Source organism: Janthinobacterium breve (genome assembly GCF_051380895.1).
Classification (GTDB): domain Bacteria; phylum Pseudomonadota; class Gammaproteobacteria; order Burkholderiales; family Burkholderiaceae_D; genus Janthinobacterium.
This window is the reverse complement of record NZ_JBNYXY010000006.1, coordinates 267,943-290,515: the sequence shown is the minus strand read 5'-3', so window position 1 is coordinate 290,515 and position 22,573 is coordinate 267,943. Positions and strand designations below refer to the sequence as shown.

Genomic DNA, 22,573 nt, shown 5'->3' with positions numbered 1-22,573 from the left:
AACACATGAAGAATAAAATGATTTTCGGCTTCCACGCCGTCACCTCGCGTCTGCGTCACGAAGCGTCGTCCGTGGAAGAAATTTTCGTCGATGCCAGCCGCGTCGACGGCCGCATGAAAGACATGATCGCCGCCGCCAAGGCTGCCAACGTGCGCGTCATGCCCGTCGACTCGTCGCGTCTGGACAAGATCGTCGGCACGCGCCGCCACCAGGGCGTGATCGCCTTTGCGTCGCAGCTGTCGCTGGCGCGCAATCTCGATGAGCTGCTGGACGCCATCGATGGCCCGCCATTGCTGTTGATACTCGACGGCATCACCGATCCGCACAACCTGGGCGCCTGCCTGCGCGTGGCCGACGGCGTCGGCGCACATGCCGTCATCGTGCCGAAGGACCGCGCCGTGGGTTTGAATACCACGGCCGCCAAGGTCGCCAGCGGCGCCGCCGAAACCGTCCCGTACATCACCGTGACGAATCTGGCGCGCACCATGCGTGAATTGAAAGAGCGTGGCATTTGGCTGATCGGCACCACCGACGATGGCGAAAAAGGTTTGTACGAAGCCGATTTCACGGGCCCGACGGCCCTCGTCATGGGTTCCGAAGGCGAAGGCATGCGCCGCCTGACGCGCGATACCTGCGACATCCTCGTCAGCATCCCGATGTTCGGCTCCGTCGAGAGTCTGAACGTGTCGGTCGCTTCCGGCGTGTGTCTGTACGAAGCCCGCCGCCAGCGGATTGCTTTAGAAGCTTAAGTTAGCGTCATTTGGGGTCAGACCCGTCGGGTCTGACCCCTGCTTGCCGTTGAGGAGCCTCTCAACGGCAGCTCCCTCCAGCATTTCCCCGCCGAATACGCTACCATTTGCGTCTTGTCTCTTACCTATTCAGAAATCCGTCTTATGTTCCACCACCTGCGCGAAGACATCAACAGCATCATCGAACGTGACCCCGCCGCCCGCAATGGCTGGGAGGTGCTGACCTGTTATCCGGGCTTGCACGCCATCGTCATGCATGGCTGGGCGCACTGGTGCTGGACGCGGCACATGAAGTGGGTGGGGCGCTTCATTTCGTATATCGCCCGCATCATCACGGGCATTGAAATCCACCCGGGAGCCACCATCGGCCGGCGCGTCTTCATCGACCATGGTTTCGGCGTGGTAATCGGCGAGACGGCCATCGTCGGCGATGACTGCACCATTTACCAGGGCGTGACCCTGGGTGGCACTTCGCTGCACAGTGGCGCCAAGCGCCATCCGACCCTGGAGCGGGGCGTCATCGTCGGCGCCGGCGCGCAGGTGCTGGGCAGCTTCACGGTGGGCGAGTACGCCAAGGTGGGCTCGAACGCCGTGCTGCTGAAACCCGTGCCGTCCGGCGCCACGGCCGTGGGCAACCCGGCGCACATCGTGCAAAAGGATGTCAACGCCTTGCGCGAGGGCAGCACGGCCCACCTGTTCGCCGCGTATGGCGTCACGCCGAACGGCGACGATCCGCTGTCGAAAGCCCTGCAAGGCTTGATCACGCATGCCGTGGCGCAAGAGCAGCGCATCGAAACCATCCTCGCCACCCTGAAGGCGGCGGGCATATGCTGCCAGGCTGTGCCTGAGTGTGATAAATTTGATTCTGAGCAAATGAACAAGCTGGTTGATTAAGGATACAGGCATGACTACAGACGTAAACATAGCTGAAAACGCAGCAGAAAAAGGCAGTGACAATCCGAATCTGCTCGACCCCTTCGAGATCCGCGTGCTGGCCGTGCTGGCCGAAAAGGAAGCGCTGACGCCGGACAGTTACCCGCTGTCGCTGAATGCCCTGACCAATGGCTGCAACCAGCTGTCCAGCCGCGATCCCGTCATGGCCCTGTCCGAGGAAACCGTGTACGACGTGTTGCAGCGTTTGATGCAGCGCAAATTCGTCAACGGCATCACGCAGGCGGGGGCGCGCGTCGCCAAGTACGAACACCGCATGCGCATCAAGTGGTCGCTGGAACAGGATAAACTGGCCATCCTGACGATATTGATGCTGCGCGGCTTGCAGACGGCCGGCGAGATCCGCAGCCGCAGTGGCCGCGTGCATGAATTCAAGTCCGTGGCGGAAGTGGAATCCGGCCTGCAGTTCCTGATCGATAAATACCCGCCGCTGGTGGCCAAGCTGATGGTGGCTCCCGGCGCCAAGGAACCGCGCTACGGCCACTTGCTGGGCGGTGAAGAAGCACTGGCGCAGAGCGAGACGGCAGCCGGTTTTGCCGGCGCCGTCAGCGCGCCGCAGCAGGGCAGCCGCGTGGCCCAGCTGGAACAGGAAGTGCTGCAATTGCGCAGCGACTTCGATGGCCTAGCGGCGCAGTTCGAAGCGTTCCGCAAGCAGTTCGAATAGTTTTCCGAGCACGCGCCTATTGGGCCTGCGGGTCGAAATAGGCGGTCCAGGTCTGCCTGGAAGCGGCAAGGCTCCGCGCCTTGCCAAACTGCGCCATGGCCTTGCGGGGTTTTGCCAGTCCCGCCAGGGCCACCCCCAGGTTGTAATGGGTATGGCTGTCCGTCGAGCCCAGCTTGAGCGCCGTTTCCAGTACGTTGACGGCTTCCCTGTACTTACCCTGGTCACACAGCACGGCGCCCAGGCAAGTGATCAGGGCAGTGTCTTGCTGGGCCGCTTGCAAGGCGCTGCGCAACACGGCTTCAGCTGCCGCCATGTGCGCATCCCATTGCCCGGCATCGTCTTCGGCCAGCTTTATATGAGCCTTGCTTGCGGCGATGGCGTCCATTGCCGCCTTAGCCAGGCCAGGCGGCGGAATTGCTTCCGGTTTCATAGTCGACGCTGGCGGTAAAATCCCAGTCATCGGTGTCACGCCCTGTCTTCTCGGACCAAGCCTCGGGAGCGACGCTCAACAGTTCTTCCAGCCAGTCGTCTGTTTGATCGGGCATCAGTGTGGGGTCGGCCAGAACGCTGTCATAAGTGGCCTTGCCCGAGCCGACGACGAAACAGCGCGCATACAGGAAACCGTCATCCGACTTTCCTGATGCACCGGCATGATCCGCAAACACCTTGCCATCGAGCTTGTACAGTGCCTGAGCCAGGCACTCCTCGAAGCCCTTGATGTCCTTGACCGGCAACTCGGCGAGCGCTTCGGTCAATGGTTCCACCGCGGCATCGGCGTCGCCGTCTTCCAGGGCCTCGCGGTCGATTTGCTCTATCAGCCGCCAAAATTTTTCTTCGTTCATTGTTTATTCCTGGTAAATGGTCAATCGATACTGAAAGAGGCCAAGCATGCAATGCCGGTGGCGCGAGTCGTCGCGTCTGCGCATCTTGAGCTTGTTTAGAATATCATCTTGCCCGAATACTAAGCGCACCGTTTCCCTAAGTAACTATTTTGCATTCAACAAGGGGCCAGGCCATGTCCTCTACCATTCCTTCCACGCATGATGGACTTAGCCCCCGTCATGGAAGTGCTGCAATTGCGCAGCGACTTCGATGGCCTGGCGGCGTAGTCCGAGGCGTTCCGCAAGCAGTTCGAATGATGGCGCAGGCCGGATCAGGCGGCGTGCCCTTACTAATCCGACCTGCGTAACATCATTTTGGATCAGCCTCTCCCTGTCAGTCCGGTCACGTTTCCGGTATCATTCGGCATGAATAAGATTTCTTTCCAACCGTTTGTTATTGGTGTCGCTGGCGGAAGCGGCAGTGGCAAGTCCACCGTATCACAGCAAGTGCTCGCGTCGTTTGGCGCCGACATGGTCTCGGTCGTGATGCAGGACGATTACTACCGCGATCAAACCCATCTCTCCCCTGAAGTTCGCCGCCAGCAGAATTACGACCATCCGCAGGCGTTCGAGTGGCCACTACTGGTGCAGCACATCCAGGCCTTGCGCAACGGCGAGGCCATCGAGATGCCGGAGTACGACTTCACGCTGCACAATCGCTCCAGCAGGACCATTCCCGTCAAGCCGGCCCCGGTGATCGTGATCGAGGGCCTGTTTGCCTTGTATGACGAAGACTTGCGCGACATGATGTCGCTGAAGATCTTTGTCGATACGGCTTCCGACGTGCGCTTCATCCGCCGCATGCAACGCGATATCACCGAACGCGGTCGCTCGGTAGAGAGCGTCATCGAGCAGTATCTGGAAACAGTACGCCCGATGCACAAGCAATTCATCGAGCCCACCAAGCGCAATGCCGATGTCATTTTGCCGCATGGCGCCAATGGCCCCGCAGTCGACATGATTACCGCCAAGGTGGCGAGCGTCATCGGTCAGTTGAAGTAGCCCGCGACATCACCGCTCCCCCATCGACTCTGAAAACGTCTTGGTGATCGGTTTCGTCAGGTAGCGCAAGACCGTCTTGCGGCCCGTGTTGATTTCCACGGTGGCCGTCATGCCGGGCTGGATCAGAATCGGCTCGCCATTCTTGCCCATCAGCTTGCGCCCGCTGGTCTTGATCTGCACGCGGTAGTACGGCTGCTCGTTGCCCTTGTTGTCTTCACTTAAAGTGTCCGCGCTGATGTAGCTGACGGTGCCGCGCAAACGCCCGTAGATGCCGTAGTCATAGGCGTCGAGCTTCACGGCCGTGGGCAGGCCGGGCTTGATGAAGGCGATGTCAGCCGGCTTGACTTTCGCCTCGATGATCAGGTCGTCGTCCGTGGGCACGATTTGCAGGATTTCCTCGCCGGGCTTGGCCACGCCGCCCAGGGTGGTGAGCCGCACGTTGCGCACGATGCCGTCGGTGGGCGCGTAAATGTCCGTCGAACCCAGCTGCTCCTTGCGCTGCGTCACCGTCTGCAGCACGCCGGCCAGGTCTTCCTGTGCTTTCACCAGGTCCGTCTGACTGTCCTGCAGGTATTTGTTGCGCCGGTTGGTGATCTGCGCCTGGATGTCTACCACCTGGCGCCGCAGTTTCAGCACCTCGGCGCGGCTGACATCGCCCGTCTCCAGCAGCGGCAAGTTCATTTCCAGCTCTTCCCTGACCAGCTTCATGGCGCTGTCCAGCGCCCCCACTTCCGCTTGCACGGCGCCCTGGCGCTTGCTGAACAGGGCCAACTGGTTGGCGCGAAATTCCGGAAACGCCTGCAGTTCGGGCGGGAACTTGGGCGCGCCGCCAAACACTTCCGCCTGCAGGCGCGCCACGGCCGCTTTCAGTCCGGCCGCCTTGGCCGTGCTTTCCAGGTAGCTCGTCTCGGCCCGCGTGCGGTCGAAGCGGGCCAGCAGTTCGCCCTTTTTCACCACGCTGCCTTCATGCACGCGCAATTCGGCCAGCACGCCGCCGTCGGCCACCTGGATCACCTGGTTGCGCGAACTGGCGATCACCTGGCCGTTGGCGCGCGTGACCTGGTCCAGCTCCGCCCATGAAGCCCAGGCGATGACGCCAGCCAGCGCCGCCGTGCAGATCCAGATCAGCCGCCGGCCCCGTTTCGCTTCTTCCCGCGTTTCGACCTTGGCCAGTTTCATGCGACGGCTCCTTGCGCCACCGGCGCAGTTGCGGGACTGGGTACGGCCTGCGGCTTGCCCGACAGCTTGGCCAGGACAAAGTCGCGCGGGCCGTCCAGCAGCACCCGTCCCGCCTGCAGCACCACCAGGCGGTCGAGCAGCGGCAATAGGGCATTCTTGTGCGTGGTGGCGACCATGGTCACGCCTTCGGCCGCCAGTTCGCCCAATAGCCCCACGATGCGCGCTTCCGTCTTCGCATCCATGGCGCCCGTCGGTTCATCGAGCAGCCAGATGCGCGGCTTGGCCAGCAGCAGGCGCGTGACGGCGATCAATTGCCGCTGGCCGCCCGAGACGCCGCGCCCGCCCTCGGTAATGGCCAGCGCCAGCCCCCGTGGCTGGCCCAGTATCAGCTCGATCAAGCCCGTGCGTTTGGCCGCCGCCAGGATCGCTTCCTCGCCCGGGTCGGCCAGCCCCAATAGCAGATTGTCGCGCAGGCTGCCGCTGAACAGCCGCGTTTCTTGCGGCAGATAGCCGATCATTTCGCGCACCACGGCCGGCGCCAGCAGGGCCAGGTCGACGTCGCCCAGATACACCTTGCCTTCGGCCGGCTGGTACAGGCCCGAGGCCAGCTTCAGCAGCGTGCTCTTGCCCGAGCCGATGGCGCCCACCAGGCCGACGCGTTCGCCGGGGCGGATGGCCAGGCTTTCCACTTCCAGCGCCACCTTTTGCGCGCCGCCGTACGTAAAGCGGATGCGCTCGAAGCGCAATCCCGTATCGAGGCTGCGCGGCGTCAGCGCGAACTGCGCGTTGTCTGCCTCGTTGGGCAGGCTGATGACCTGTTCCAGACCGTCGATCGAGGCGCGCGCATGCGCCCACTGCACCATCACGGCGGGCAGCTGCACGATGGGCATCAGGGCGCGGTTGCTGATGATGGTGCACGCCATCAGCGCGCCCATGGTCATCTGGTTTTCCGCCACGAACCACGCGCCCATGGAGATCAGCGCCACGTTGGTCAGTTGCTGGAAGGCGGCCGTGATGTTTTGCGACAGGGCTGCGTAGTCGCGGATACTCTGCTCGGCGTGGCTGGTCTCGGCCACCAGTTCGGCCCAGCGCGCCTGCATCATCCATTCGGCGCTGCTGCCCTTGAGCGTTTCCACGCCATCGACGGTTTCCACCAGCAAGCCCGCCTTGCGGTTGCTGGCGTTGAGGTTTTTGCGCGTGTGGCCCTGGATGGCGCGCTGGAACATCAACCCGCAGACGAGGGCCAGCGGCAGGGCCACCAGCGGCACCACCACCAGCGGTCCGCCGATGATGGTGATCATGGCGAGAAAAATCAGGGCGAAGGGCACGTCCGTCAGCACGAACAGGGAGGTCGACGTGAGTACGCCGCGCACCATTTCAAAGCCTTTCACCTGCGCCGCCAGGGTGCCGACGGAGGCGGGGCGCGCTTCCATGCGGATGCCCAGCATGCGCTGGAAAAACCACTCGGACAATTCATGGTCGACATCGTTGCACGAATGGTCGACGATGCGGCTGCGCACCTGCTTGAGGATGAATTCCAGGCCGATCGACAGGGCCACGCCCACCACCAGCACCCACAAGGTGCTGAAGCTCTGGTTGGGAATCACTCGGTCGTACACCTGCATGGAAAACAGTGAGGTGGCCATGGTCAGCAGGGTCACCAGCGCGGTGGCCAGCACGGCGTCGATAAACACGCTTTTCTTCAGCCACAGGGCGTTGCGCACCAGGCCCAGCGCGCCGGGGCGGGCGCCGCTTTTTTCGCTGCGGCGCGGCAGGCCCACGCAAGCCAGGCCGGCCAGCGAGGCCAGTTGCAAGGCGCGCCCATCGACGCCTTCGCCACGCCAGGCACCGTCGGCGCCGCGCGACTGCAGCAAGCCCCAGCCCGTGCTGGCGCTGTAGACGGCGAACGGCAACTCGCCCGGCGTAGGCTCGTGCAGCAGGCGCGCCGCGCCTTCCAGCCCGGCCGCCTGCCAGATGGCGGTGAGGACCACGCCGGGCGCACCGTTGCCATCGATGTCATCGAGCTGGCGCTGCAGGTCGGCCAGGCGCGCGGCGGCCAGGTGCTGGCCCGTCAGCCGCGCGGCCCTGTCGATGAGTGTCAGCAAGCCATGTTTGATGGAGGTATCCACGTTGTCTCCTGTTGGCATCATGTCGGTGTCAATTCGGGCGCGCCAGGCCTGCCGGCGCCGTGCGCCCGGCCAGGGTGCCCGTCTGCGCGGCCAGGCGCAGGCTGGCGGCAATCGCTTGCGCACGCGTGTCTTCCAGTGAAAACTGCGCCTGGGTCGCTTCGCGCACGGCGTTGAGCACATCGTTCCAGCTCTTGCGGCCAATCACGTACTGGCGCGCATATGATTCGAACACCTGCGTCGAGGTGGTGCTGGCCTCGCCCGCGTTGCCCAGTCGCTGGCGGCTCGCTTCGGCCTCGTTCCAGTCCAGCGTAAAACGCTCGCGCACGTCGCGTTCGGCCGCATCGTGCGCGGCGCGCGCTCCTTCGCGTCGGGCGACGGCGGCGTCCACGCCAGCCTTGGCCGACAAGCCGGCGCCCGGCTGCGCCTGCAGCACCAGCATGGCGCGCGTGCGGTTGTCGGTATTCATGCCGCCCGTGGGTTTTTCCATGCGCAGCAAGATTTTCGGCATGTAGGCCGAGCGCTGCAGGGTGATGTCGGAATCGGCCGCCTGCGCCTCGAATTCGAGGCGATGCAGGGTCGGGGAGTAGGCTATGGCCTGGCGCATGACCCGCTCCAGGCTGGCGTCGGGCAGCGGTTCGCCCACGCCGATGCCCGTGGCGCTGACCAGGCGCACGGGCTTGCCGGCCAGTTGCGACAGCTGCGCCAGGGCGTTCTCCAGCGCCTGGCGCGCATTCGACACGTCGTTGGCCGCCTGGTAGGCGCGCGATTCGGCCAGGCGCTGGTCCGTTTGCGAACTGACCGACTGCACCACGCGGCGCTTGATCATGTCCAGCAGGCGCTGGTGTTCGGCCAGGCCTTCTTCGGCCGAGCGCACGCGCGCCGTCTGGCGCAGCGCCTCGGTGTAGGCGGCGATCACGCGCAGGGAGAGGCTCAGGCGCTCTTCTTCGATGGCCGCGCCGGCCGCGTCGACCCGGCTGCCGGCGGCATCGATGCCGGCGTCGATGCGCCCGCCGCTCCACAGGGGCTGCTCGATGCGCACCACGCCGCCCGTTTCCTGTGAACCCGTGGGTACTTCGGCCGACAGGCTGGGAAAGCGCTGCCACTGCGCGCCATCGAGGTCGGCGCGCGCGGCCGCCTGCGCCGAACGCTTGCCGGCGATGGTCGGGTGGCTTTGCAGCGCCTGCTGCAAGACTTGGTCAAAGCTCCAGGCCGTGGCGCCCTGGGCGCTGGCCAGAGGTGTAAATGACGCCAAGCTTGCGGCCGCCAGTACGGCTACGATGCAGGGCAGCATACCCGGCCAGGAGCGCGGGCGAGGTAGGAATGCTGGAAAACTGCGTAATCTCATCCCGTGTTTTTCCGGCCACGCGGCCTGAACAATTTCCATGCGCATCACCGTAGCCGCAGGAACGCGTCTGCATTTGCGCTCCTGCGGCCGTTTTTGCCTACGCTTCCATGGCCGTGGCCTCAGACATGAAAATTCGCTGCCGTCAGCTGCGTGATGTTCACGCCACTCAGCAGTACCAGGGCCGTGTCGATGGCATTGGCATTGCTCAGGTCACTCGAGTGATACACCGTCACGGCGCCGCTGTTTTGCGCATCGGCGATGACGATGTAACCCTGTCCCGACAAGACGCTGTTGTCGGCCGCGATGGCGCCGGCGGCGTCGTGGATGGACACGGCCGTGCTGTCGAAGATGAACAGGTTGTCGGCGCCAAAGTCCGTGCCCAGGTTGACGCCCACCGCTACCGCAGCCGTCAGGTGGGCAATGCCCGACATGTCGATCACGTCGCCGCCAGCGGCAGGCAGGCCGGTATGGAAGTCGGCCAGTGTCTGCGGGCTGTGCAGGGCTTGCTGACTGAGTACCAGTAAATGTGCTGCATCGGTCTGGTCGGCGATCGTCTGGGCATGTGCCGCCGCTGCAGCATCGGCATTGGACACGGCCGTCAGCGCTGGCGCATCCGTCAGGTCGGCATGCGCTTGCGCCTGGGCCGCTGCGGCGGCCGCTGCATCGGCGGCCAGCCCCAATGCATGGGCATCGGTCAGGTCTGCCGTATGGGCGGCAGCCGCGGCTGCGGCGGTGCTTGCATCAGACGCCAGGCCCAGGGCATGGGCGTCGGTCTGATCGGCGATCGTCTGGGCGTGGGCCGCTGCTGCTGCGTCGGCGTCCGAGATGACTCCCAGGGCATGGGCGTCGGTTTGATCGGCGATAGCCTGGGCATGTGCCGCCGCCACATCGGCTGCTTGCGCTGCCGCGGTGGCCTGGGCTGCTGCTGCATCGTCGGCATGGGCGGCGGCGGCATTGGCATGTGCTTGTGCAGCAAAGGCTGCTGCTTGCGCTGCGACTGCATCATCGGCCTGGGCCGCATGGGTTGCTGCGGCAGAGGCGGCGGCTGCTGCGGCGGCGGTTGCCGCCGCATTGTCTGCTGCCACGGCGGCATTGTAGGCCGCTTGCGCCGTCACGACGTTGGCAGCCGCTTGCGCTGCGGCGGCATCGTCGGCCTGGGCATGTTGCGCCGCTGCCAGCGAAATAGCCGCTTGCGTGGCGGCCACTGTTGCTGCCGCATCGTCGTTGTGCGCTGCTTGCGCCGCTGCCTGCGCGGCGGTGGCGGCAGCGGCCGTGGTGGCGACGGCCGCGTCGGCGGCCAGCGCTGCCTGGTAGTCTGCTGCTGCGTGGGCGGCGGTGCCGATGGCGGCAGCAGCGGCATTGTCGTCCTGCTGTGCGCTCATCGCTGCCGCCTGGGCAAGCGCGGCGGCGGCAGCTGAAGCGGCGGCGACAGCATCGGCATGCTGGGCGGCCGTGGCTGCATTCTGTGCGACCTGAGCTGCCGCTGCCAGGGTAGCGGCATCGGCATCGTCGGCCACGGCGGCGAGGTAGGCGGCATGTGCATTGGCAGCGGCCGTGGCGGCCACGGCGGCGGCGGCATCGTCCGCTTGTGCGGCCTGGGTCGCGGCAAGTGACAGGGCGGCCTTGGTGGCAGCGGCGGCGGCGGCGGCATCGTCGGCATGGGCTTGTTGCGCGGCCAACGCTGCTGCGGCAGCGGCCGTTGCAGCGTTGCTGGCAGCGTTGTTGTTGGCTTGCGCAGCCTGCAGGGCGGCCTGCGCGGCTGCCGCCTGGGCGGCAAGCTGGGCGGCATGCGCATCGTCAGCTTGTGCCGCTTGCGCGGCGGCCAGCGATGCCGCTGCGGTGGCTGCTGCCTGGGCGGCCGCAGCATCGTCAGCCTGGGCCTGCGCTGCGGCAGCATTGGCGGCATTGGCATTGGCATGCGCCTGTGCCGCTGCTGCATCGTCTGCCTGGGCCGCGTGCCAGGCGGCCAGTGCCTGGGCGGCAGCGGCGTCGGCTTGCGCGGCATTGCTGGTGAGTAGCTGGACATTGACGACGGCGTTCAGCGAAGTTTGCGCTGTCGCTGCTGTCGTACCCACGTTCAGGCCGAGAGTCAGGTGGTCCACGGCTACTTGTAGTGCCGCATGGGCGCTCTGAGCTGCCGCCTGGGCCGCCTGCGCAGCTGCCGCCAGCCCCTGTGCAGTCAGCGCTGCCGCTGCTGCAGCGGCAGCGGCAGCGTCATCGCTGGCTGCGTTGTTGGCAGCTGTCTGGGCAGCAGTGGCGATCGCTTGCAGGGCAGCCAGTGGACTACCGCTTTGCAGCGCCGCCAGGTATTGCTGAGCTGCCGCAAGGGCGTTAGTGGCATTGAATGCAGTTGTATCGTCATTCAGCGCCGCCTGGTAGGCGGCCAGCGCGTTTGCCGCGTTGGTAGCGGCGGTGGCTGCGGCGTTATCGGCGGCGTGCGCGGCGGCGGCCGCCGCTTGCGCCGCAGTCAGGTTGGCGGTGGCAGTTACCACTGCCACATCGTCTGCCAAGGCATGGTTAAAGTTGCTGAGCGCCGTGGTGGCGGCGGCAACCGCGTTGGCGGCGGCAGTCACCAGACCTTGTGCCGCATTAGTGGCAGCCAGCGAGGTAGCCGCTACTGCGGCAGCTGCGGCAGCTGCCGCATCGTCGGCCTGGGCGTGCTGGGTGGCTGCCAATGCGATGGCCGCTGCTGCATGTGCTGTCGCCGCCGCCGTGTCCGCGGCGAAGGCTGCCGCTGCAGCCGCTTGCGCATTGGTGGCGGCGAGAGCCGTGCTGGCAGCGTTTGCATCGTCGGCCAGAGCCGAGTTCAGTGCATTCAATGCATTCTGTGCGATGGCTGCCGTGCTGGCCGCTGTCGTATCGGCTACCTGCGCCGCTTGCGTGGCTGCCAGCGATGCTGCGGCCGTGACAGCGGCAGCCGCTGCGGCAGTATCAGCGGCCACTGCCGAAGTGTAGGCGCTGAGCGCGTTTTGCGCAGTGAGCGCAGTGGCCACCGCATGTGCGTCGTCGGCGATGGCCGCATTCAGCGCGCTGAGGGCGTTGGCGGCCGTGGCAGCGGTTGACGCTGCTGCCGCGTCGGCTGCCTGTGCCGCCTGGTATGCCGTTTGCGAGGTGGCGGCGAGATTATGTGCCGTGGTAGCCGCCGCGTCGGCCACCTGTGCAGCGGTGGCAGCCGCTTGCGAGGTGGTGGCCAGGGTCGCTGCTGCAGTGGCGGCACTGTCTGCTGCGAGGGCATTGTTCAGTGCCACCAGCGAGGCGGCGGCCGTGGCAGCCGTCGATGCAGCTACAGCGTCGTCAGCTTGTGCCGATTGGGCGGCAGCGTGCGACAGCGTAGCCGTGGTGGCCGCTGTGGTGGAAGCCAGCGCCGCCACCAGATCGAATGGATGCGCTTGTGAATAGCTTGCCAGGTTTGCTGCATTGGCAGCGTCGGTGTTGGCGATGGCGGTCAACGCGGCGGCGTCAGTCAGGGCGGCTTTGGTGGCGGCCACAGTGGCGGCCGTCACGTCCAGCGTATGCTGGGTGCCGAGCGCGACGGCATCGGTCAGTCCTGCTAACGTTGCTGCAGCGGTGGCAGCGAGCGCATTCGTGGTTGCCACCAGGCCCAGGGCGACGGCGTCCGTCAGATCGGCTGTTGCCTGTGCCGCGGTGGCCGCTGCCGCGTTGGTCGTCGCAGTCACGCCGAGGGCCACTGCATCGGTCAGATTGGCGGTCGCAGCGGCGACATTGGCCGCTTGCGTGGCGGCGGTAGAAACCGTTCCCAGGGCGACGGCATCGGTCAGGGCTGCGGTGGCCGCCGCTGCATTGGCTGCGGTGGTGGCGGCAGCCGATACGATGCCCAGGGCAACAGCGTCGGTCAGGTTGGCGGTCGCTTGCAAGGTGGCAACTGCGGCGGCATCTGCCGTCGAAATCAGGCCTAGCGCCGTGGCGTCGGTCAATGCTGCCGTTGCTGCTGCAGCGTTGGCTACCGCAGTAGCGGCGGTCCATGCTGTGCCCAATGCTACCGCGTCGGTCAGGTTGGCAATATTGGCGGCGGTGGTAGCAGCGGCGGTAGCGGCAGTAGCGGCGATGCCAAGGGCAGTGGCGTCGGTCAGGTCGGCTGTGGCCTGCAGCGCGGTGGCCGTTGTCGCGTTGGCTGTCGAGACCAGGCCCAAGGCCGTGGCATCCGTCAGGTTGGCGATATTGCTGGCCGTTGCAGCAGCCAGCGCATCGGCATTCGAGATGGCTGTCAGAGCTGCGACGTCGATACCATTGGCGGCTGTGGTGGCGGCGTTGGATGCTGTTACTGCCAGGTTATAGGCCAGCCCCAGCGCTGTAGCATCGCTCAGGTTGGCCGTGGCCGTGACGCTGGCCAGCACATTGGAGGCAGTGGTGACGGCGGCATCGAGCACGCTGGCATCGCTCAGGTTGGCCGCCGCTTGTGCGGCAGCAGCAGCGGTGGCTGCCGTTGCGGAAACCGCCCCCAGGGCGACCGCGTCGGTCAGCGCCGCCGTGGCATTGGCTGCTGCGGCCACACCGGTCTCAGTGGTAACGGCCGTCAGCGCATTGGTCAGCAGCAGGGCGCCATTGAGCGCCAGGTTTGCGACGGCATTGGTGGCTTGATTGGCCGTATTTTGCAGTGCGGTGGCGTCCGTCAGGTCGGCGGTGACTTGCGCCGCCACCGCTGCGCTGGCTTTTGCCAAGGCATCGCTGATCAGGGCCGCCGCATTCACCGGCACCGCGCCGTCGGCAGTATTGGCCGCCGTTTGTGCGGCGTTGACCGCCAATTGCAACAGAGTGATATCGGGCGCCGCGCCCAAGCCCGCCAGCACGGAGGCGTTGACTGCCAATGCCGCTGCAGCGGCATCGCTATTGGAGATGCCCAGGGCGACATTCAGATCGAGCAGGTTGAGCTGATTGTGTGCATTTTGCGCATTCTGTGCTGCCTGGTTATACGCCGTTTCCAGCGCAGCGGCATCTGTCATGTCCGCGACATTTTGTGCATTGCTGGCATTGGTATTGGCGGTGGCAGCCGTTGCCGCCAGGGCGGAGGCATCGGTCTGGTTGGCCGTGGTTTGCGCTGTTGCAGCGGCAGTGGCATCGGCATTGGCTTGCGCCGTCAGGGCGGCGGCATCGGTCTGGTTGGCTTGCGCCGTTGCTGCGGCCGAGGTAGCCGCCGCCGTGTTGTATGCTGCTTGCAGGGCGCCGACATCGCTTTGGGCAGCCAGGGCTGCGGCGGCGGTAGCGGCCGCAGCGGCGGATGTCGCTGTGGCATCGAGCGCAGCGGCATCCGTGGCGTTGGCCAGCGTTGCTGCTGCCTGTGCATCTGTGGCGTCTGTATTGGAAATGGCTGCCAGAGCAGCAGCATCTGTCAGGGCTGCATTGGCTGCGGCAGCATCGGCGAACTGCTGGGCAGCGGTATCAGCTTGACCGAGGGCGGTGGCATCAGTCGCTGCCGCCACCCCGGCGGCACTAGTGGCAGCGGCGGCCGCCGCATTGGCGGCCAGTTGCAAGGCCACGGCATCGGTGGCGTTGGCATTGCCTGCATCCCATGCGGCCACGGCTGCGGCCGCATCGGCAGCCCCGGTCAGCGCCACGGCATCGGTTTGCGCAGCCAATGCGCTTGCCGCATCGGCTGCATTTTGTGCCGCTGTCGCAGCCAGTCCCAATGCTGTGGCATCGGTGGTATTGGCCAGGGTGACGGCATTGCTTGCCGTAATGACGGCTGCGTTGGCAATACCATCGAGGACATTCGCGTCGCTCGCGTCGGCGATGGTGGCAGCGGCAGCGGCAGTGGCAGCATCGGTATTGGCTTGCACCGTCAGCGCTGCTGCATCGCTCAGGTTTGCCTGGGCCGTAGCAGCAGCGGAGGCTTGAATGGCGGCAGCCAGTGCGACGTTAAGGGCGTCGGCATCGGTAGCGGCAGCCAGGCTTGCCGCAATTGCTGCATTGGCGGCATCGGCATCGGAGATCACCGCCAGTGCGGCGGCGTCCGTCAGATTAGCTTGTGCCTCTGCTGCGGCTGCCGCGACATCGGCTGCAGCAGCGACAACGTCAAGGGCGTTTGCATCCGTCAGGTCGGCCTTGGCATTGGCCGCATCGGCTGCGGCATGGGCCTGGGTTGCCGCCTGGGCGGCTGCGGCTGCGGCCGCATCGTCTGCCTGGGCCGACGTTGTGGCGGCCAGCGAACTGGCTGCCGTGATAGCTGCCTGGGCCGCTGCATTGTCTGCATTTGTTGCGTCAGTAGCCGCTGCCTGCGCCGTAGCTGCTGTCGCTGCAGCCGTCGCGGCGAGGGCGTCGTCGTTGGCCGCCGAGCTGGCCGTTGCCAGCGCGGCGGCGGCGATAGCTTGTGCCTGCGCCGCCAGTTGATCATCATTGCTTGCCGAATTTGCCGCCGCCAGTGCGGCAGCCGCCGCAGCCGCCGCCGCCGCCGCAGCAGCGTCGTCCGCCAGTGCGGCAGCCGCCGCAGCCGCCGCCGCCGCCGCAGCAGCGTCGTCCGCCAGTGCGCTGTTGGCGGCGTTGAGCGCTGCAGCGGCTGCCAACAAGGCAGCGTCGGTAATGGTGGTAACAACCGAAGTGTGTGTGGGATCAGTGCCGCCCGTGCCTCCATTGCCACTGCCGTTGCCCTGTCCGCCTGTCGAGCCGCCTGTGCCGCCCGTGCCCGTGCCCGTGCCAGTACCAGTACCGCCGGTGCCCGTGCCTGTGCCGCCGGTGCCCGTGCCGCCTGTGCCGGTACCTCCTGTGCCGGTACCGCCCGTGCCACCAGTGCCCGTTCCACCCGTCCCTCCCGTACCCGTGCCGGAACCCGTACCCGTGCCGGAACCGCCGGCCGCGGCGCCGCCTCCGCCGCCACCGCCAGCTGCGGCGGCAACCAGGCCGAGGCCGCCGAGCGCGCCCAGCACGCCGAGTCCGCCCAGGCCGCCCGCAGCGCCCGCACCCGCACCCGCACCCGCGCCAGCCGAGGCGCCGGCAACGTCCACGACACTGCCGCTGGGGATGCCGGCGGCACCTGCGCCGGTGCCGGCCGCGCCAGCGGCGCCGCCGCCATTGTTATCGCTTTGCGGCGTGCCGAGGTCGGCGTTGCCGGTGCCGGCCTGGCCTGCGGCCGCGCCACCGCCACCCGCTGCCGCAGCGGCTGCAGCCACAGCGGCCGCTGCGCCCAGGGCGCCGGCATTGCCGCTATCGGCGCTGCCCGTGACTTCAACGACATTTTCAGGCGGCATGGTCTGGCTGGCATTGGCCCCTTGTATCAGTTCATCGTCGTCATACTGCTTGCGCTCGCCGGTTTTTGGATTGATGCCCTTTTTTGCAGGCACCGTGGTCTTGGCGGCAGCGCCATCGGCATTAACGGGAACTTGTGCTGGAGTGAGGGTGGTGGCCATTTGAAAGTCTCCGGATGAGGTTATATTCGTTCAATTTCTCAAGATATTAAAAAAATAATAATAAGTCGTTTCCTTACTTATTCCGGCGTGGCTTGGGCCGTGGTCGAACTTTTGTGTTCCCGATGTTGATAGTGGCAAGTAAAACATAACTGGAAAAAAATCGCTGGCGCAAAGGAGCGCTACCTCAGCAACATTAAAAATGCTAATTTTGCACTTGTTTTGTAGAGTGATTATTTCTTGTATTTTGTTTCGCCCGCAACTCGCTTACCTGGTGATGCTCGCTGGCAGAGCAGCGTATTTTCATGAGGCTCTCACCCGCTCTCACTATGAGGATAGTTTCAGTTTTGAAACTTTCAATTTTATTTTGATCATTTTTCATGCCACTATTTTGTCAAGTTATACACAAGGAAATAATCACGGATTGTCACGAAATGGAACTTTTCGGCTGAGTCTGCTGTCGTGTGCCAGCATTTCTGCGGTTTTCATCCAAAAAGCCATCTTGCTATCGAATTGCTAGTTGTTGTTTTTTTGACTGATGATTGTCAAATGTGATTGGTAATAAAATGCGATAGAAATAATTATTTATAATTTTTATATCTGTTTAATACTATCAATTGAATAGTCTTTTAATGCGAAGAGGGTTATTTATAATAACTATCGGTAAAGTAGTTATTGTTTCAGGGGGCTGAACGGGACGATAATGGAAAACGCCCCGACGGGCGGGGCGTTTTTGATGGTGCAGTGTTGTGCGCTGCGCTTGTCAGCCTTCCTCGCGCCAGCGGCGCAGACGGATGGCGGCGTAAATCAGCACCGCGCCTGCCGCCGCACCCAGCCAGACGGCTGGCAAGGCCAGGCTGGACCAGGAATTGCTGAACACATCGATGCGTGTCATGTGCGATCCACCTGCTGCCAGGGCGTGCATTTGCGGCAGCAGTTCCGGTTCAAACAGATACCAGCTGCCAGGGAGGGTGCCCAGCAGGGCGCGTCCGATGACATTCATCTGTATCCAGCTGAGGTCGCTTTCCGTCTGCGTCAGCTTGCCGGCCCAGACTGTCAGGATGAGCAACAGCAGCGGCAGGCCGACGGCCCACAGGAAGACTTTCGACTTGGCCCAGCTCGAGACCATCAGCAACCAGCCAACCGTCGGCAAGGCCCACAGGCAATACACGGGCAGCAAGCCGAACACGCGCAGCGGTCCCAGGTACAGGCCGGGAGAGCCGAGCAGTTCGGCAAACACGTGGATGCCGTTGGCCGCCAGCACGCCGCTCAGTATCAGGATCAGGGCCAGCGAAGTCAGGCTGGCGGCGGCGGCCACGATCAGCGGCGCGACCAGCAGGGCGATGGCCGCTTTTGACAGCACCGTCTGCGCATCCGAGATGGGCAGCGATTTCCAGAACAGCACGCTGCGGTCGCGGCGGTCGTCATGCAGGGCGCTCAGGCAATAGAAAAACACCAGGAAGCCCAGCGCCAGGAACAGCGGCGCAGCCGCGTACGTATAGTTGTTGGCGACGGCGTCGATCATTTCCGTGCGGCGCGGACCGAAGGTGCGGGTATTGAAGACGGTGCTCCAGGAAATTTCCTCGCCATTGACGATGAGCGCCGTGTGCATTTTGGTCCTGGCGATGGTCGCGGCCGCCATCAGGGTGCCCAGCACCGTCATGACGATGCCGATCAGGGCGGGCGTCCATACCAGCATGCCCTTGTGCTCCCAAAGTTCACGCCGGAGCAGCCATTGCAGCTTGTTTGCGGGGGAAATACTCATTGGTACGATCCTTTCATGGTCGCGACAAACAGGTCAGCCAGGCTGGGTGTGCGTACTTCGCCCAGGGCGGCCAGCTGGGTGCGGGCGACGCCGTCGAACAGCATCACGGACTTGCCGAACACGCTGCGTTCGCTGATCGGCTGCAGGGCGCGCGCCGGATTGACGTGTTGCTGGCCCACCATCACCTCGATATAGCGCTCGCCCACCTCTTCCATGGTCGAGGCCAGCACGATCTTGCCGTCGCGAATGAACATCAGGTCGCTGAGGATGTGCTCCACTTCCTCGATCTGGTGCGTGGTGATGACGATGGTCTTGTTTTCATCGAAATAGTCTTCCAGCAGGTTCTGGTAAAACTGCTTGCGGTACAGAATGTCCAGGCCCAGGGTCGGCTCGTCGAGCACCAGCAGTTTGGCGTCGATGGCCATCACCAGCGCCAGGTGCAACTGCACCACCATGCCTTTCGACATGGCCTTGACCTTCATCTTCGGCGCCAGCTTGGTGTGGGCCAGGTAGCGTTCGGCCTTGCTGCGGTCGAAACGTGGATGCACGCCGGCAACGAAATCGATGGCGTCGGCCACGCGCAGCCAGCCCGGCAGGATGGCCACGTCGGCGATGAAGCACACGTCCTCCATCAGCGCGTCGCGCTGTCCGCGCGGATCGCGCCCCAGCACCGACAGTTCGCCTTCGAAACCCGTCAAGCCCAGGATGGCTTTCAGGGTGCTGGTCTTGCCGGAACCGTTAGGCCCGATCAAGCCGACGATACGCCCAGGCGCGATATCAAAGCTGATGTCATCGATGGCCACCTGCTTGCCATACTGCTTGCGCAAGCCGCGCGCGCTGATGACGCTATCCTTGTTCAATGCATTCATGCGTTCTCTCCGTGTGCGCCACTGTCGCGGCTCGCTTGCAGTAGTTGCTCGAGGTCCAGACCCAGTTGCGTGATGCGTTCCAGCATCGCCGGCCATTCTTCGCGCAGGAAGCGCTCGCGTTCACTGGCCAGCAATTTGTCGCGGGCGCCTTCCAAGACATACATACCGAGTCCTCTGCGTTTTTCCACCAGGGCATCGTCGACCAGCTCCTGATAGGCGCGCGAGACCGTGATGGGATTCAATTGATAGTCGGCCGCCACCTGGCGCACCGAAGGCAGGGCGTCGCCGGACTGCAGCGCGCCATCGAGCATCATGCCCACCACCCTGGCCTTGAGCTGGCGGTAGATGGGGCTATTGTCATTCCATTCCGCGCTCATGGGATGCGCTCCGAAAAGGGCGGGGCGGCGCGGTGCGTGAAAAATGCTGTAGGCATCGAAGCTCCGTGATGTATTGAGTTGGTGTTGTAGTGAACTATAACAGTGATAAAATAAATGTCAACATATTCATGTTTTTCTATCCACAAGGAAACTATAATGTTGTGTTTTTGAGAATTTTACTTGATGACTTTTGGCGTACATCGTCGCCACAACCATGAAAGCAGAAATGATAAATTGCTTTGGAGAAGTACAAAACCTGTTCAGGCGCGCCGGCTGTGGCGTCGTGTTGGCCGTATTGAGCGCCTGTGGCGGCGGTTCCGGCGGCGGCACCTCCACGCCGCCACCGACGCCGGTAGCGCCGGTCGAGACGCCGCGCTATTTGCTGGGCGGCACGGTCAGTGGCTTGTTGCCTGGCGCCAGCGTCGTGCTGGCGAACGGCACGGACAAGCTGACCGTCACGGCCAACGGTCCCTTCAGTTTTGTCGGCAAGCTGGCGGCGGGCACCGCTTATCAGGGCAAGGTCGACAGCGCTTCCGCAGGCCTGGGCTGCAGCATTGCGCAAGGCGCGGCGACCATGGGCAATGCAGACGTCAGCACCTTGGCCGTGCGTTGCCTGCCCATCGTGCTGGCCGGCGTGCAGGAACGGATTCAGCGTATCGATGGCATGGTGCAGGATGGCGCGGGCAATTATTACTTCGCCGACGCTACCACGCAGGTGATTCACAAGCTCGCCCCTGACGGCAGCCTCAGTATTTACGCTGGCATGCCAGGCAAGGCTGGTGCCATTGACGGGCCTGCCGCCAGCGCGACTTTCTACATGGGAGGCGGTCGTGCACCGCTGGTGATCGACGGCAAGGCGAATCTGTACGTGGCCGATAGCTGCAATGGCCTGGTGCGAAAAATTACGCCTGCCGGCGTGGTCAGTACACTGGCCGGCAAACGACGCGCCAATTGCAATGCGACACCGGCCGAGCCGGATGGCGTACCTGTGTATGCCGATGGGCCGGGGACGCAAGCCCGGTTCGGATGGATCGCCAGCATGGCCATGGACCGTAACGGTGATGTGTTGCTTGTTGATGACGGACAGGTCCAGGTTCGCCGGTTGACGCCAGCTGGCATCGTCAGTTCCATCAATGTCCTGTTTTCCGAGCCAAATGGCCAGCCGCCGCGCGCAGGGAGGGTGGGCCAGATTGCGGTCGATGCCAATGGTGTCATTTATATGAGCAACAGTAACGGCAGCAAGATATATCGCCTTGATAATGGCGTGGCGGCCTTGGTTGCAGGAAATTTTATAAGCTCCGGCTATGACGGCAAGGGCACGAATGCCAGCTTCAGGGGCGTGCGCAGCATGGTGTTTGAGAGCAGCGGCAATTTGTTGCTGGCCGACCGCGATGCCATCCGCCGCATGACGCCCGATGGCGAAGTGACGACGGTGGTGGGGCGTTTGGTGCCTGACGCAACAGGGAAATCTGTCGACTGGAAAACCTTATCGCAGATGTGGCTTGAGGATTCAGGCGCCATGCTGGTCTTCGATGCCGGCCTGCAGCGCTTGAGCCGGGTGGATGCCGGCAACAGGATTGCGACCATTCCTGTCATGCTGGACAATACGGGGCCGGTGGATGGCGTGGGCGCTTCGGCCCGTGTGGGCAATGTCAAGGTATCGGACATGTGCAGCGACCCTGCCGGTAATGTCTATCTGCTCGATGCGGCCAGCAAGGTGCTGCGCCGGCTTGCCCCAAATGGCAAGCTGGAAGTCTATGCGGGTATTGCCGGCCGCGCCGGAAGCGACGACGGGGCGCGGCTTAGCGCCACCATGGCCGGCCCCGTGGCGATCGCTTGCGGCACGGATGGTGCCGTGTATGTGGCTGACAAGGCACCGAATGCCTCTTCATTTAATTTGCGCAAGATCAATGCTGATGGGGTCATGTCCACCATCGAGCAATTGCCGGCAGGCGGCTTTGGCCTTCAGCAGTATATCCTGGCCGTTGACAAGGATGGCTATATCACCTGGACGGAGGCTTTGGGCAAGGGGATTTATCGGCGCCCGCCCGGTGGCGTATTTTCCTTGTTTGTATCCTTTGAGACGCTCGCGCTCTCCCTGAGTGACAGCGATCTTGGCTACCAGGATATTCTGCCCTTCAGCATAGTGTTTGACAGCAAAGGGGAGATGTATTTTGATGACTATTATCATCAAGTGGTCTTCAAGGTGAATCGTTCCGGCGCCGTGACTGTGTTTGCCGGCACCATGTACTCGACTAAAAATGCCGACGGTGCGCCTGGCGTCGGCAGCCTGTCCTTTGCCGGCATGCCCAGCCTGGCCATCGACAAGGCCGACAACCTGTACCTGAGCGGCCAGGATGGCGTGAGTAAAATCGATACGGCAGGGGTAATTTCCACACCGCAGCTGGCATGGGGCAATCCCATCGTGGACATCGTTGCCTTTGGTAATGGTACGCTGTACGGTTATACCGCCCGTGCCATCGTCCAGACGCCTTTGCCTTAGGCGGGACTTCGGGCAGGCGCGGTTGGCAAGCCCATCAGCCGCGCCTGCAAGTCCAGCGCATTGAACAGGGCGGCGCCGGCCGCCGTGTTGTCGAAGATGCACCAGCTGCCTGCCTGCACCTGTGCGCGCAGGGCGGTGGCCAGGCTTGCCAGATAGTCGGCCGGATAGTCCGAGTAGTATATTTTCGGGCTGCCGTGCAGGCGCAGGTAGGCCACGCTCGTGGTCGGCACGTGTGGCCCCGGCTGGCCTGCGGGCGGATCGGCCCGCACGCGGGTGATGCACTGCAGCGTTAACAGCTCGGTCGCGGCCGCGTCAAACCAGCTGGGGTGGCGCGCTTCGCAAGCGAGCATGCCGTCGAAGCGCTGGCGCAGCGCACTGAAAAATGCGGTGACCACGTCTGCCTCGAAACGCAGGCTGGGCGGCAGCTGCACCAGCACGCAGCCCAGTTTATTCCCCAGTTGCATGACTTCCCCCGCAAAGCGATCCAGTTCGGCCTCGCCATCGCGCAGACGCCGTTCGTGCGTGATGCTGCGCGGCAATTTCACGCTGAAGCGGAAGTGTTCGGGTACGCTGGCGGCCCAGCGCGCGTAGGTGGCGGGTTGGTGTGGACGGTAGAAGGAGCTGTTGATTTCCACGCAGTCCAGTACCTGGGCATAGCGCTGCAGGTGGCTGCCATCGAGGGGGAAGTGGCTGGTGGCGGCGCTGGAAAGGCTCCAGCCAGCCGTGCCGATCAGGGGAGTGGACATGGCGCCATTACAACAAAGCTTGGCGGGCGCGGCTATCGGACAAACGCCCGTGGAGCGG

Annotated in this window: 15 protein-coding genes; 5 read left to right on the top strand and 10 right to left on the bottom strand. The window is 64.0% G+C overall.

From position 1 onward, the window contains the following. Positions 1 to 5 precede the first annotated feature (5 nt). From rlmB to ACQ4W0_RS13785, 3 genes are all read left to right on the top strand, one after another. On the top strand, positions 6 to 749 hold the full coding sequence (gene rlmB, locus ACQ4W0_RS13795) for a 23S rRNA (guanosine(2251)-2'-O)-methyltransferase RlmB (protein ID WP_071078185.1): 744 nt from the start codon (positions 6 to 8) through the stop codon (positions 747 to 749). Positions 750 to 893: 144 nt separating this feature from the next. Further along, positions 894 to 1,643, top strand: a complete 750-nt coding sequence (gene cysE, locus ACQ4W0_RS13790; protein WP_436577235.1) for a serine O-acetyltransferase — start codon at positions 894 to 896, stop codon at positions 1,641 to 1,643. Positions 1,644 to 1,653: 10 nt separating this feature from the next. Then, positions 1,654 to 2,364: a YceH family protein gene (locus ACQ4W0_RS13785; RefSeq protein ID WP_436577234.1), complete on the top strand. Its 711-nt coding sequence runs from the start codon at positions 1,654 to 1,656 to the stop codon at positions 2,362 to 2,364. Positions 2,365 to 2,380: 16 nt separating this feature from the next. On the opposite strand, the gene ACQ4W0_RS13780 is transcribed toward ACQ4W0_RS13785, so the two are convergent. Together ACQ4W0_RS13780 and ACQ4W0_RS13775 are read right to left on the bottom strand one after the other, a co-directional pair. Further along, positions 2,381 to 2,749 (bottom strand): tetratricopeptide repeat protein, encoded by a 369-nt coding sequence (locus ACQ4W0_RS13780; RefSeq protein ID WP_436577233.1) that lies wholly within the window; start codon positions 2,747 to 2,749, stop codon positions 2,381 to 2,383. 7 nt (positions 2,750 to 2,756) lie between these two features. Further along, entirely contained in the window at positions 2,757 to 3,206 is a 450-nt protein-coding gene (locus tag ACQ4W0_RS13775) for a DUF4240 domain-containing protein (protein WP_436577232.1), read from the bottom strand. Between the two features lie 405 nt (positions 3,207 to 3,611). On the opposite strand from ACQ4W0_RS13775, the gene udk reads away from it, so the two are divergent. Further along, positions 3,612 to 4,247, top strand: coding sequence for a uridine kinase (udk, locus tag ACQ4W0_RS13770; RefSeq protein ID WP_436577231.1), 636 nt, complete (start codon positions 3,612 to 3,614; stop codon positions 4,245 to 4,247). 9 nt (positions 4,248 to 4,256) lie between these two features. On the opposite strand, the gene ACQ4W0_RS13765 is transcribed toward udk, so the two are convergent. The 7 genes from ACQ4W0_RS13765 to ACQ4W0_RS13735 all read right to left on the bottom strand — a co-directional run bounded on the left by ACQ4W0_RS13765 (position 4,257) and on the right by ACQ4W0_RS13735 (position 19,266). Continuing rightward, positions 4,257 to 5,426: an HlyD family type I secretion periplasmic adaptor subunit gene (locus ACQ4W0_RS13765; protein ID WP_436577230.1), complete on the bottom strand. Its 1,170-nt coding sequence runs from the start codon at positions 5,424 to 5,426 to the stop codon at positions 4,257 to 4,259. After that, positions 5,423 to 7,555, bottom strand: a complete 2,133-nt coding sequence (locus ACQ4W0_RS13760; protein WP_436577229.1) for an ATP-binding cassette domain-containing protein — start codon at positions 7,553 to 7,555, stop codon at positions 5,423 to 5,425. The genes ACQ4W0_RS13765 and ACQ4W0_RS13760 overlap by 4 nt, the downstream gene beginning before the upstream one ends. Before the next feature lie 28 nt (positions 7,556 to 7,583). After that, a complete protein-coding gene (locus ACQ4W0_RS13755) occupies positions 7,584 to 8,807 on the bottom strand; it encodes a TolC family protein (protein WP_436577228.1) in 1,224 nt (407 codons plus the stop codon). Between the two features lie 212 nt (positions 8,808 to 9,019). After that, positions 9,020 to 16,258 (bottom strand): hypothetical protein, encoded by a 7,239-nt coding sequence (locus ACQ4W0_RS13750; RefSeq protein ID WP_436577227.1) that lies wholly within the window; start codon positions 16,256 to 16,258, stop codon positions 9,020 to 9,022. Between the two features lie 760 nt (positions 16,259 to 17,018). Further along, complete coding sequence (locus ACQ4W0_RS13745) at positions 17,019 to 18,020, bottom strand: hypothetical protein (RefSeq protein ID WP_436577226.1); 1,002 nt, start codon at positions 18,018 to 18,020, stop codon at positions 17,019 to 17,021. Further along, positions 18,017 to 18,889, bottom strand: a complete 873-nt coding sequence (locus tag ACQ4W0_RS13740; protein ID WP_436577225.1) for an ABC transporter ATP-binding protein — start codon at positions 18,887 to 18,889, stop codon at positions 18,017 to 18,019. Before ACQ4W0_RS13740 ends, ACQ4W0_RS13745 begins: the two co-directional genes overlap by 4 nt. Beyond that, positions 18,886 to 19,266 (bottom strand): GntR family transcriptional regulator, encoded by a 381-nt coding sequence (locus tag ACQ4W0_RS13735; protein ID WP_436577224.1) that lies wholly within the window; start codon positions 19,264 to 19,266, stop codon positions 18,886 to 18,888. Before ACQ4W0_RS13735 ends, ACQ4W0_RS13740 begins: the two co-directional genes overlap by 4 nt. Before the next feature lie 226 nt (positions 19,267 to 19,492). Between ACQ4W0_RS13735 and ACQ4W0_RS13730 the strand changes: the two genes are divergently transcribed. Beyond that, positions 19,493 to 21,769, top strand: coding sequence for an NHL repeat-containing protein (locus ACQ4W0_RS13730; RefSeq protein ID WP_436577223.1), 2,277 nt, complete (start codon positions 19,493 to 19,495; stop codon positions 21,767 to 21,769). On the opposite strand, the gene ACQ4W0_RS13725 is transcribed toward ACQ4W0_RS13730, so the two are convergent. Beyond that, positions 21,766 to 22,515 (bottom strand): DUF72 domain-containing protein, encoded by a 750-nt coding sequence (locus ACQ4W0_RS13725; RefSeq protein WP_436577222.1) that lies wholly within the window; start codon positions 22,513 to 22,515, stop codon positions 21,766 to 21,768. The two genes, ACQ4W0_RS13730 and ACQ4W0_RS13725, sit on opposite strands and share 4 nt — an antisense overlap. Positions 22,516 to 22,573 lie beyond the last annotated feature (58 nt).